Origin of the sequence: Enterococcus sp. DIV0240d, assembly GCF_051711245.1 — a bacterium.
In the GTDB taxonomy this organism is placed as follows: Bacteria; Bacillota; Bacilli; order Lactobacillales; family Enterococcaceae; genus Enterococcus_D; species Enterococcus_D casseliflavus.
Genome location: NZ_JBIOMG010000001.1, coordinates 309,817 through 322,330, shown reverse-complemented (window position 1 = coordinate 322,330; position 12,514 = coordinate 309,817). Strand labels below are relative to the sequence as shown.

10 protein-coding genes are annotated in these 12,514 nt (G+C 43.4%); 6 read left to right on the top strand and 4 right to left on the bottom strand.

Annotation, left to right across the window (positions count from 1 at the left end):
• Positions 1 to 3 precede the first annotated feature (3 nt).
• Complete coding sequence (pulA, locus tag IGJ25_RS01525) at positions 4 to 2,025, bottom strand: type I pullulanase (protein ID WP_225000673.1); 2,022 nt, start codon at positions 2,023 to 2,025, stop codon at positions 4 to 6.
• Between the two features lie 345 nt (positions 2,026 to 2,370).
• Complete coding sequence (locus IGJ25_RS01520) at positions 2,371 to 2,985, bottom strand: TetR/AcrR family transcriptional regulator (protein ID WP_179135460.1); 615 nt, start codon at positions 2,983 to 2,985, stop codon at positions 2,371 to 2,373.
• A gap of 319 nt (positions 2,986 to 3,304) precedes the next feature.
• Between IGJ25_RS01520 and IGJ25_RS01515 the strand changes: the two genes are divergently transcribed.
• From IGJ25_RS01515 to IGJ25_RS01505, 3 genes are read left to right on the top strand one after another with little or no spacing between them, the layout of a single operon-like run.
• Positions 3,305 to 3,631 carry a PadR family transcriptional regulator gene (locus IGJ25_RS01515; protein WP_081116697.1) on the top strand — a complete coding sequence of 109 codons (327 nt, stop codon included), beginning with the start codon at positions 3,305 to 3,307 and terminating at the stop codon, positions 3,629 to 3,631.
• Complete coding sequence (locus IGJ25_RS01510) at positions 3,618 to 4,208, top strand: DUF1700 domain-containing protein (protein ID WP_081117611.1); 591 nt, start codon at positions 3,618 to 3,620, stop codon at positions 4,206 to 4,208. The genes IGJ25_RS01515 and IGJ25_RS01510 overlap by 14 nt, the downstream gene beginning before the upstream one ends.
• Entirely contained in the window at positions 4,205 to 4,369 is a 165-nt protein-coding gene (locus IGJ25_RS01505; protein WP_005226470.1) for a hypothetical protein, read from the top strand. The genes IGJ25_RS01510 and IGJ25_RS01505 overlap by 4 nt, the downstream gene beginning before the upstream one ends.
• 292 nt (positions 4,370 to 4,661) lie before the next feature.
• On the opposite strand, the gene IGJ25_RS01500 is transcribed toward IGJ25_RS01505, so the two are convergent.
• On the bottom strand, positions 4,662 to 5,147 hold the full coding sequence (locus tag IGJ25_RS01500) for a DUF2798 domain-containing protein (protein WP_225000674.1): 486 nt from the start codon (positions 5,145 to 5,147) through the stop codon (positions 4,662 to 4,664).
• A 258-nt stretch (positions 5,148 to 5,405) separates the two neighbouring features.
• On the opposite strand from IGJ25_RS01500, the gene IGJ25_RS01495 reads away from it, so the two are divergent.
• Positions 5,406 to 6,779 (top strand): MFS transporter, encoded by a 1,374-nt coding sequence (locus tag IGJ25_RS01495; protein ID WP_208788337.1) that lies wholly within the window; start codon positions 5,406 to 5,408, stop codon positions 6,777 to 6,779.
• Positions 6,780 to 6,899: 120 nt separating this feature from the next.
• Here IGJ25_RS01495 and treP read toward each other — a convergent pair whose 3' ends face one another.
• On the bottom strand, positions 6,900 to 8,879 hold the full coding sequence (gene treP / locus IGJ25_RS01490; RefSeq protein WP_081116701.1) for a PTS system trehalose-specific EIIBC component: 1,980 nt from the start codon (positions 8,877 to 8,879) through the stop codon (positions 6,900 to 6,902).
• Positions 8,880 to 9,215: 336 nt separating this feature from the next.
• Between treP and IGJ25_RS01485 the strand changes: the two genes are divergently transcribed.
• Positions 9,216 to 11,843, top strand: coding sequence for a glycoside hydrolase family 65 protein (locus IGJ25_RS01485; protein WP_081116702.1), 2,628 nt, complete (start codon positions 9,216 to 9,218; stop codon positions 11,841 to 11,843).
• Between the two features lie 14 nt (positions 11,844 to 11,857).
• Positions 11,858 to 12,508 (top strand): beta-phosphoglucomutase, encoded by a 651-nt coding sequence (gene pgmB, locus IGJ25_RS01480; RefSeq protein WP_015508694.1) that lies wholly within the window; start codon positions 11,858 to 11,860, stop codon positions 12,506 to 12,508.
• Positions 12,509 to 12,514: the final 6 nt, after the last annotated feature.

The window sequence follows — 12,514 nt, the reverse complement described above, 5'->3', positions numbered from 1 at the left end:
TGATTAGTTACTTTGTTCCGCCAAAATGCAGAAGGACAATGGGTCGATGGTTATCCTTGGCGCTGCTACGCCGCGAGAAGCGATCCCAGCTCCATTGGGGTCAGCAACGAGGTGCCAAGAAGTATTTTCTGTTGCCGTCGGTAAGTCAAAGGACCAGCTTTCTTCCGTGCTGTTGAGTAAAACGAACAAGGAACGCCATGGATGCTGTTCGTCACGATTGGGTACTTGATACGCCAAGCGATTTTCATCCTTTGTCTCATAAAAGACCATGCTTTCAGCCGCTTGGGTCGTGGCATCTCTCAATGGTGCATAGGACTGCCGCAATGCCCACAAGCCCCGATACAGCTCGCGCAATTCTTTGAAGGTTTTGGCACGTGCCCAATCCAGCTGATTGACTGCCAGTGGCGAACGGAAGGAATTTTCATCGCCTTCTTTGGTACGGCCAAATTCTTCCCCAGCTTGAGTCAACACGGCTCCTTGGCTAGTAAACAAAATGGCTGCTGCTAGTTTGTTACGGGCTAAAAGCTCAGGTTCAAAATCATAATTTCTTTCCTTCGCTGAAGCCTGCATGGTTGCCACCAGTTTGTCCCACAAGGTCAAATTATCATGGACTGAAGCATAGACGATCACTTGACGGGGCGATTTTGCCCAGCGCTCGGGGCCTTCTTGTCCAGCAACTTTCGTATTTCCTTGAATCGCCGTTGCCAAATTTGCCGCATAAAAGGTTTGCTTGACTTGCGGTTGACCATTCATTCCTTGAATAAACGCGCCGTCTGTTTCTTCAAAGACATCGCCTTTGATACTGTCTCTTAAATCATTGCTAAAAACCGCAACGCCTTCTGACAGTGCCCAAACATTGCTTTTATTCGCTGGGATATTCGGCTGAATAATTTGATTGCTGCCGGCATCCCATGGTTCGCCGTATAAAATCACATGGCTGAAGCCGGCAGCATCTAGGCGTTGCCGCAATTGGTTCATGGTTTCCACATCGATCAAGCCCATCAAATCAAAACGAAAGCCGTCGATTTTGTATTCTTGCGCCCAATATAAAACTGAATCAATGATAAATTTGCGCATCATTTTCCGTTCAGAAGCCACTTCATTGCCGCAAGCAGAACCGTCTGCAAAATTCCCCGCATCATCTTGGCGGTAGTAATAATCAGGCACCGTTAAATTAAACCACGATTCTTCTGTGATCGCAGTGTGATTGAAGACCACATCCATTACAACGCCGATGGCTTCTTCATGCAGCGATTGGATCATTTGCTTGCATTCACGAATCCGCGCCTTGGGATCACTAGGATCAGAAGCGTATCGTCCTTCAGGTACATTGTAATTTTTCGGATCATAGCCCCAGTTGTAGGCAGACGAAGTTTCATCATTGTCAAAATCGAAGATCGGCAGCAGATGAACATAATTGATCCCCAGCTCTTTTAAATAAGCCATACCAGTTGGTTGACTTTCATCCCCTGTCAGATGGGTCTTTTTTTCAGTAAAGGCTAAATATTTCCCGCGATTTTCTGGTGAAATCCCGCTGTTTTCGGCGCCGCTGAAATCTTCGACATGCAATTCCCAAATATAGGCATCTGTGATCGATTGCTGACTGACGCCGTGAGTCTCCTGCCAGCCTTCAGGATCTGTTTCCTTTAAATCAATGATGGCCCCACGGTTTCCGTTGATCCCTACTGCTTTGGCATAAAGATCCACCGCTTCGACTTTTTGACCGTCTCGTTGAAATTCAAACGTATAAAACAGCTCTTTGACGGTTTCTTCCGTCGTGACTTGCCAACAGTTGTCTTCTTGGACCATTGGCAGCGTCAGCAGGCGATCATCAGCCCCAGCGACACCGCTTTGATAAATCAATACTGAAACGGCCTCTGCTTCTGGTGACCAGCATTTGAACGTGGTTTGCTGTCCTTGAAAAGTCACACCAAGATCATTCCCGTGATACGTATGTTCTTCTAAAAAACCGATCCTGCGATCGATCGCAATCTTTTTTTCTCCATACTGCGTGTTTTGTCCCATCAAAATTCCTCCATTCAACGTTGCTAACTATAAAACCCAGTTACTTTTCTGCTATTTCTACCTTCTCATATTTCTTGAAAATTGCCAACAATAAGCCGCCTTTTCTTTGACCTAAAAATAAGCTTTAACACTACAGACAAGCCCTTTTCTTATTTTGCTAAACGACTCCACACCTCTTTTTATCAAAAGAAAAACCCCCACTCGTTGAACGGCTCTTAAAGAATAGCTATTGCTTCTAATCTTTAAGATCACTGCTCCGATGGGGATTGTTGAAAAAGAAGAAATCAATAATGGCAATGATAGCTGTCACAATATTCTGAAATCTCTTCCTCTCTTTCTCGCTATCTAGTGATCACTTACAGCTAGACCTGATTCAAGTAAGGTTTTAGGTAAATCACCTTGATAAAAATCGACTGGTTCATGAAGGACTCGCTGCCAATAATTTTGTGTCTCTTTCAAAAAATTAGCATTATCTTGCGTATTTCCTTCACGAATAAACAGCAATACCAACCCACTAAAAAAGATCAAGGCTTCTTCATGATATTTTCTCAGATCGCTTTTATGCGCACATTGAAAAACAGCTGATTCAGCAATTGCTTCTTGAAAATAAGCAAAAGAACGCTCTTTTATGTAAGGACCACAGCCAATATCATTTAAAAAAAGTGCGAAAAAGAGGTTGCGATTGCGGCTGGCAAATACGTAATAGTCCTGCCAAAAGCTGTATAAGGAATCGAGTGTCTCTTCTGACTCTTTTTTTGTTTCGTGAATGTCGCGAAACACATCATCAACCATCGCCTGTTTATAATTTTGCATGTTTGAAAAATTTAAATAGATCGGTTGGGTCGATGTTCGTGCATATTTAGCAATGTCGCGGACAGTGATTGGTCGATAAAGATATTCCACCAGATATTTTTTTAAGCAATTGATCAAATATTTTTTCGTAATCGTTGCTTTTCTCATAATACCCCTTCCTTTCTGGACGTCACCAATTCTTGCTGATGTTCGTCTCATTCACTTTGACTACTTGCAGCTTTTAGAAGCACAACCAACGCCCATTTTCTTACTGAAAGTAATCTTTATACTTCTACTTTAACAAAAAAGAGCACGTTAACCTATACTTTACGCCAATTTTCTTAATTTTATTTTTCATTTTTGACCATTTTATTAAAGAAACTCTTGTTGTCTTATGGTGCTCAGACTTAAGGCTGATTTTGACTGGTGCTGCTTGTGGAATGATGCTATGTAATGTATAGTATGAATATGAACAGGAGGAGAGCCTTTGGATGCCCAATTAAAAAAAGGATTATTGGAAATTTGTGTTTTGGCTTATTTGCAGCATGGTGACTCTTATGGCTATGAATTAGTCAAAAACATATCTTCTTTACTGCCAATCTCAGAATCAACGCTCTATCCTATCTTGAAGCGCTTAGAAGCCAGCCGAGCGGTTGAGACTTATACTAAAAGCCATCAAGGACGGACCCGAAAATATTACCGCTTGACCAAAATCGGAAAACAGCGGATCGACGATTTTTTAACCAACGACTGGCCCCAATTGACATTGATCCAGCGATTTATTAAAGGAGGAACATTAGATGAACAGAGTTGATTTTATCAAGGCATTGGCTGCGGAATTATCTGAAAAAGTCAGACCTAGCGAGATTCATCAGCTGATCAACTATTATGACGAGATGATCGAAGATTTGATGGAAGAAGGATACACCGAAGAAGAAGCCGTGGCACGCCTTGGCTCCCCAAAAGAACTGATCCAAGCAGTCACCGAAACGGAAGAGGTCGTAGTAGAGATTCCCCGCCGCTTTCATCCCTTCTTGCTCTTGATTTTAGTACTGGGCTTCCCATTGTGGGGCAGCCTCTTGTTAAGTGCCGCTTTGCTGATCCTAAGCTTTTTAATAATCATCTGGTGTGTGCCTTTCACCACTGGCATGATTGGTGTCACTACGTTTATCGGTGGGATCGCCAGCGTTGTCTTAAGTCCCATGCTGATGGCGGATGGTTTCTATCTCTTTTTAAGTCAGTTAGGCGTGGGGATTTTCTTATTTGGTTTAGGGCTGCTTTGCCTGATCGCCACTTATAGTATGAGCCGACCTTTTTCACGTCTTACCCACTCCCTTGTCGTTTGGCCGAAATCATTTGTTCAAAACTATCGAAAGAAGGCAGTCCTATGATCAAAATCAATAAGCGCTTTTTCGTTTTTCTCAGTCTGTTGTTTATTATTCTCGGACTGGTCATCACCTTTATCGGTTTTTCAATGTCAGGCTACTCACCTGATGCCTACCATATTGAGCATCGTCGCTGGTATCAACTCGTTGGTTTCTATACGGAATAACAGACGGAAAATAATTATAAGTTGATTTTTTCGTCAGAAAAACTAGCAATTTGCATTAATTTCATGCATCGGTGAAAAAATTGAACTTCTCTTTTTGACGGAACCATATTACTATATAGGTACATCCTGTATCCTATTTCATAGGGTAACCAGAAAAACCCATACCATCCTATGGGTTTTTTTGCTGTCTATAAAAGCAAAAAAACGTGCCGCAAGTCCAGGTATCGCCAAGCCAGCTGTTTTAGCTAACCTTGGCAGAACCTGTCTGCAGTACGTTTTTTCTAATGATCGATTATTCCCCTAGTACTGGCTGTTCTTGCACAGTGCCAATAGGAAACAAGGCGCGAAACACTCGGCGAACGATTGGACCTGCAATGAACAATTGCAACGGCAATGCGACGATCACATTTTTCCCAATGTTGCTTAGCCAATTGACCAACACTGATTGATCAGGGTTTGGGTGCATCAACGCACCAAAGAATGACATACAGATCACCATGCCGGCGATCATCAATGAAGAAATCAACCCGATTTTTTTCCAAGTAGCTGATTGATGGTCCAAAAATCGAAACGCCAAACCTTTTGCCGGACCCGAAACAATGAACCAATCCAAAATAAAGGCGACACAAAGGGCTAAGGGCAATTCATTCCACGCCAATTGGAATGCCAATGCCGAAACACCGACTTGAAACATGAGGTTATAAACACTCATAAAATACACCATGAAAATACACATAAGTGTCGTATAGATCAAACTTTCTTTTTTATTGATAGGCATGCAACAACTTCCTTTCTCTTTTTCGTACTCGACTATTCTAGCAGAAGAAAATTTTTCGTGTAAGTAAAAGTTTGAAAACTTTCAAAAAAGTTTTTTGCTATTTTTTTATCCACTTCTCTTGACACTTTCTTATGAAGTCAGTAGAATAGCGATAGATTAAATCGTACAGATAACAAGCGGGTTCGCTTGTCGAGAGAGAGGCGGTTTCTATGAGAATAGAAACGGTCTCTTTTTTTGCGAATTTTTAGAGGTGAGAATATGGAAAACAACAAAAAACTCGTGGGGGCGATCCTCGCAACCGGATTGATGTCATTTGCAGGTGTGCTGATTGAAACAGCCATGAATGTAACGTTTCCGACATTGATCGATCAATTTACGCTTTCAACATCCGATGTTCAATGGGTGACGACCATCTACTTACTGGTCATCTCCATCATTGTCCCAATATCGACCTACCTTTTGAAACGCTTCTCATTGAGAACCTTGTTTCTAACTGCCAACGCCTTTTTCCTTGTTGGCTTGGTGATCGACTTTTTATCGCCGACGTTTGCCATTTTGCTGATTGGCCGCTTTTTCCAAGGTGCCAGCACAGGGATCGCACTGCCTTTGATGTTCCACATCATTTTGACTTACTCCCCCTTTGAAAAACGGGGAGCGGCAATCGGCTTAGGGAATTTGACCACTTCCATCGCTCCAGCGATCGGACCGACATATGGGGGCTTATTGACCGCCCATTGGTCTTGGAATGCGATCTTTCTTTTCTTGATCCCAGTCTTGCTGATCTCCCTAGTACTCGGCCTTTACTCGATCCCTAAAACGGCTGGGGCAAAAGACACTTCCCTGGATTTACTGAGTGTATTAGGAATCGTCTTGATGTTCAGCGGCTTCTTATTGTTCTTGAATCAAGTAGGCACCTTAGCGAGTCTACTGCCGCTGCTTTTCGGTTTCATTGGTGCTGGCTTGTTTTATCAACGCTCAAAAGGCCCGAACCCTTTGATTCGTTTGGCTGTTTTGAAAAACCGTAGCTTCAGTTTGTTTCTGTTTGGCTTTCTTGTTTGTCAGTTCCTTTTACTGGGCATTTCCTTTGTCTTGCCGAACTTTGTCCAACTCGTCTTGGGAAAAGATGCCTTTACTGCAGGATTAGTTATGCTTCCTGGGGCGGCGATCGGGGCGATCCTTGCGCCGATCTCTGGTCGGTTGCTGGATAAAGTTGGACCGAAAAAACCGATCCTGTCTGGTTTGACGTTGATTGCCATCGGTTGGCTTGCCTTAGCCCTCGTTTTGCGTTCGCCTTTCATTTGGAGCCTAGTTGCTGGACATGTCTTTTACATGATCGGGATCGGCTTAGCCTACAGCAATATGATGACCACCGGCTTAAACAAGCTGACTCCTGCATTGTACGCGGACGGTAATGCGATCTTTAATACGCTACAGCAATTTTCTGGTGCAGTGGCGACGGCTGTGGTGGCGACCATTATCAATTTGGCACAAAATGCGGCGACCGATTACACCCAAGGGACGGTCATCGGCTCTCAAATCGCCTTATTCTTTTTGTGGGCCCTGGTCTTACTGACTTTCCTATTAACGATCAACTACTTCCGCAAAAGCACCGACAAAAAAGCCGTCAGCTAACTGCGGCTTTACCCATTGAAAACCAAGAAAAAGCCGCTCTCCCTTGAGGGCGGCCATAAAAAAATCCGCTTCCGATCCCCCTTCTTAGTCAAAGGGTGCTCTCGGAAACGGATTATTTTTTTAGTTTAATTCAGCGGAACCAACCGCTGTTTTGGCTGTCACTGTGCCTGTGGTCGTCAATGAAAGCTGACGCACTTTTTCGGCATTCGTGATGACTGTTAAAACATCTGTCTGTTTGCCAGCTGCGGTCACAGCCTCTAGATCCATCACTGCAATCTTCGTTTCTGGTGTGACCGTGTCACCTTCAGAAACAAGGACCTCAAATGGCGCACCTTTTAATTCCACAGTATCTAAGCCCATATGAACAAGAACTTCCGCGCCACCAGGCGTTAAAATCCCAATTGCATGCTTTGTTTCAAAAATGCTAGAGATCGTGCCTGCAACAGGAGCATAAATCGTTCCATTCGTTGGCTGAACAGCAAAGCCGTCACCCATCATTTTTTGAGAAAAGACAGGATCAGAAACTTCAGTGATGGCAACTACTTTCCCATCAGCTGGAGCATAAAGGGTTTCTTCTGAAACTTGTGCTGCTTCTGGGGCTGCAGGTGTCGGTACAGCCGTCGTTGGTGCAACAGCCGCTGCTGCAGCTGTATCAGCAGCCAATTGCGGTTCTAATTTATTTAAGAAGGTAACTTTTCTAAAGATGATGGTGCAAACAAACGTGATCGCAATCGTCACCGCCATTGAGATGAAGACCATTGGATAGTTTTCAATTTTAAATGATAAGAAACCAGGCAGTCCCCCTACACCAATACCTAATGCACGGGTATTCGTTGCAGTGATCAGCATTCCACCAAAGGCAGAACCTACCATTGCTGCGACAAATGGGTAAACATATTTCAAATTAATCCCGAACATCGCTGGTTCAGTAACCCCCATGTAAGCAGAAATCGTTGCTGGAACAGAGACTTGTTCTTCTTTTTTATTGCCACGGTGAAGGAACCAAATCGCCAATACTGCCGTACCTTGTGCAATATTTGACAGCATGATCATTGGCCAAAGGTTGGTTGTCCCAAAATCTGCTACTAATTGAGAGTCGATCGCTAGCGTTGTATGATGCAATCCGGTAATAACCAAAGGCGCATACAAGCCACCGAAAATGAAACCAAATAACCAGTTTAATGGTGAGGTCAAGCCAGCATTTACGACCCAAGAAATGCCTGATCCGATTTGCCAACCGATTGGACCTAACACCATGTGGGCTGCTAAAATAGTTGGCAGCAATGAGAACAATGGAACGAAGATCATTGAAACCGCTTCTGGAATCCATTTCCGGAAGAATCTTTCAAGATAAACCAATAAGAAACCTGCCAGCATTGCTGGGATCACTTGTGCTTGATACCCAATTTTATCAATAGTGAAGAACCCGAAGTCCCACGTATAATTTTGAGCAATTTCTGCAGCAGAAGTTGAACTTACTGAATAAGCATTTAATAATTGCGGTGAAACCAATGTAATCCCTAAAACAATCCCTAATATTTGCGTGGTTCCCATCTTACGTGTAATACTCCAAGTAATCCCTACTGGTAGAAAGTGAAAGATCGCTTCACAGGGCAGCCATAAAAAGCCGTTGACACCGTTCCAAAAAGTAGAAGCTTGCGTAATGGTTTGTCCACCTAGAGCTTCTAGCGGTACACCTTCTAAGAAATTTCTCAGCCCTAGCATCAAACCACCGACAATAATCGCTGGTAATAACGGGGTAAAGATCTCAGCTAACGTAGCGATCGCTCGTTGCACGATATTTTGATTGTTTTTTGCAATCGCTTTACTTTGTTCTTTAGAAACACCTTCTATTCCTGATACATCGGTAAAATCATTGTAAAACGTTGAGACATCATTGCCGATAATGACTTGGAATTGTCCCGCATTGGTAAACATTCCTTTGACACTTGGAATTTCTTCAATTGCCTTTTCGTTTGCTTTTGACTGATCGTTCAAAACAAAACGCATCCGTGTCGCGCAATGTGTTACTGCGGCGATATTTTCTTTGCCGCCAACATATTCCAGCAGCTTCTCAGCATCATCACGATACTTTCCCATAATTAATAAACCCCTTTCATCTCCACTTGTATATATATGTTTTGATTACGCACTAATCATAACTTGATAATTTTGATATTGCAAGCGTTTCAAACCAATTTTTTTCACTTTTTCTATAAACAATACAAGCAAATAGCAAAGGTACCATATGAAAACCTTGATAAATAAACGTTTTTTAAAATGTTTCATTAATATAAAATAATATTGCCAACAACTTTATTTACTGTTTATTTGACAAAAAAGAATAAAAAAACAGGATAGATAAATTGAAATAGCTTACAATTTACGTTATAATCATTTTGCATGTATAGACAAGTTTAAAGGAGGACAACTACTGTGAATACGATTATATTGTCTAAGGAACAATGGCTGTTAACGGATCAAACTGGTACGACCTATCCGTTTTCTGGGACTGACAGTGAGCGCGTTGCCGCACTGACCGCGCAGCTGCAGCAAATGGAAGGTGGCGGGATCGTCTCTGAATCGCTGGTGTTTACGAATGAAGAAGGGACTTTTTCATTGGACCAATGGTTGACAGAAAAATTGAATCGTCCCTTTGTTTGCACTACGAAAGAACAGTATGAAGAAAAAAGTGCTGAAATTCCTTGGCGCCTCGAATACTATGGCTACACCCCTGGTAAAGATGAATACTCGGTGGAGTCACTTTTAACCGTCGGTAACGGCTATTTAGGGCTGCGAGGCACAACGCCTGAGATGACCATTTGTGAAGCGAACTATCCAGGACTGTATTTAGCAAGTCTTTACAATACGGTGGAATCGGATGTTTCTGGTCATACCATCAGCAATGAAGACTTCGTCAATGCACCGAATCTGCAAAAAATGTACGTAAAGATCGATGATGAAGTGATCGATATCGCCAACAATCAGCTCCTTTCCTTTAAACGGACATTGGATCTGAAGACCGGCTTGTTCCAATCAGTGGCAGAAATTGAAACCAAAAAACAAAAGCGTCTGCGAATCGAAACGAAGAAGATCGCCAATATGCAAGACGTTCACCAATACAGCTTGGTCTATCAGTTTACCCCGCTCAACTTTTCTGGCACCGTTACCTTCGTCAGTGAAGCCGACGGATCGGTCTATAACTATAACGTCGCTCGTTACCGTAGTTTAACTAACCAGCATTTGACCGTGAAAGAGGCAGCAGCTGAACAAAACAAAGCGCATTTAGTGGTCACCACTAACCAATCACAGATTACCGTTGTCCAATCCTCTCAACTGTTTTCACAGGACCTGCCATTGGCTGAGCTGCAAGCTGAAACAAATGACCAGGTCGTCCGTCAGCAAGTAACCCTTGAGGTGACGGAAGGACAAACTTATCGGGTCGAAAAATCAGTCACTGTTGCCGCTTATCGCCAAGAAGAGCCGCAACCGGCATTTACGTTTTCTTCCTTAGCATTACCTGATTTTGCGACGATGTATACCGCCTCAAAACAAGCCTGGGCTGAATTATGGGCAAAAGCGGCCATCGAAGTCACTGGTGACTTAATGTCGCAAAAAATGCTGAATCTGCATACGTATCATCTGCTGGTCTCCGCAGCACCGAATGCTTATCAGGAGTCCTTAGATGCCAGTATCACTGCCCGTGGCCTACATGGTGAAGCCTATCGCGGTCATATTTTCTGGGATGAACTGTTTATCTTACCGTTTTACATTCTACATTTTCCTGACACCGCCAAAGAAATTCTGCTGTATCGCTACCGCCGCTTAGCTGCTGCCAAAAAAGATGCCCAAAAAGCTGGCTACCAAGGCGCCATGTTCCCATGGCAATCAGGATTGGATGGCAGTGAGCAATCCCAAGAACTGCATTTAAACCCTATCAGCGGCGAATGGAAAGAAGATCACAGTCGCTTGCAACGCCATGTCTCCTTAGCGATCGCTTATAACATTTGGCAATACTGGCACAACACGCAAGATCGAGTCTTCATGGAACAATATGGGTTAGAATTGATGTTAGAAGTCGCTCATTTCTGGCAAAGTGCTGCCACCTGGGATGATGCTGCTCAACGTTACTTTATCGATAAAGTTATGGGACCAGATGAATTTCATGAAAGCTACCCAAATAGTGAACAAGGCGGCTTGAAAAACAACGCCTATACCAATATGATGGTAGTATGGTTGTTTGAAGAGATCGAGAACCTTCAACAACAACTTTCAGCAGAGAGCTTCCAAGCGGTATTAGAGAAAACGGCTTTAACCCCTGCAGATATTGCTGCTATGGCAGATATTCGTACCAAGCTGGGCTTAGAGATCGATCCAGAAGGCATCATTGCACAATTTGAAGGGTACTTCCAGCTGGAAGATCTGGATTGGGCTCACTACAAAGAGAAATATGGCAACATCTATCGGATGGACCGCATCTTGAACGCTGAAGGCAAGAGTGCTGACAGCTACAAAGTCGCGAAACAAGCGGATAGTTTGATGATTTTCTACAATTTCTCAAAAGAGCAAGTCAATCAGATTTTGGCAGATCTTTCTTACCAGCTGCCAACAGACTATATTGAAAAAAATCTCCATTATTACTTGGCTCGTACCTCCCACGGCTCGACGTTGTCACGCATCGTTCATGCCCAGTTGGCGGCAATGGTAGATGATCAGGAGTTGGCTTGGTCATTATACCAAGAAGCCCTCTCTTCTGATTACCGTGATATCCAAGGCGGGACTACAGCAGAAGGCATTCACGCCGGTGTCATGGCTGCTACGTTGTTTATTCCATTAACCACTTTTGCTGGGATCGATATTCGAGAAGAGCAGCTGCAGATCACGCCAAACTTGCCGAAAGCTTGGGACAGCTTAGCCTTTCAGCTAGAAGTTCGCGGCACCCGCTTTGCAATGAATGTTACACATGAAACATTGACGATTACCGCTGATCAGCCAGTCACGATCTTAGTGAATGGGCAACAAGTTTCTCTAGAAGCAAAGAAAGAAGCAACGATTACTTACTAAAAGGAGTGTTACACATGAAAAAAGGATTTGTTTTTGATTTAGACGGCGTTATCACGGATACGGCCAAATACCACTACATTGCATGGAAAGAATTAGCTGCGGAGATCGGGATCGAGATCGATTTGAAGTTCAACGAGCAGTTAAAAGGCATCAGCCGCATGGATTCTTTAGAGCGAATCTTAACCCTAGGCAACAAAAATGATGCCTACACAGAAGTCGAAAAAGAAGCGTTAGCGACGAAGAAAAATACCCACTATGTACAATTGTTACAAAGCTTGACTCCTGATGATCTATTGCCAGGGGTGAAGACATTCCTTGATGAAGCCAAAGCAAAAAACATTCCTTGTGCGATCGCTTCGGCATCCAAAAATGCACCGTTTATTTTGGACAAACTTGGGGTCATGCAAGACTTTGATACGATCGTTGACCCAGCAACCTTGAAAAAAGGCAAACCAGATCCAGAAATCTTTATCCAAGCAGCGCTGGCACTAGGCATTGAACCGGCAGAAGCAGTTGGCTTTGAAGATGCTCAAGCAGGGATCGACGGCATCAATGCTGCTGGTATGTATGCGGTAGGTGTTTATTCAGGAGAAGAATTACACGGTGCAGATGTGATCGTTGAAAAATTAACGGACCTAAACATTGACGAACTTTTGGCGAAATAGTCGATT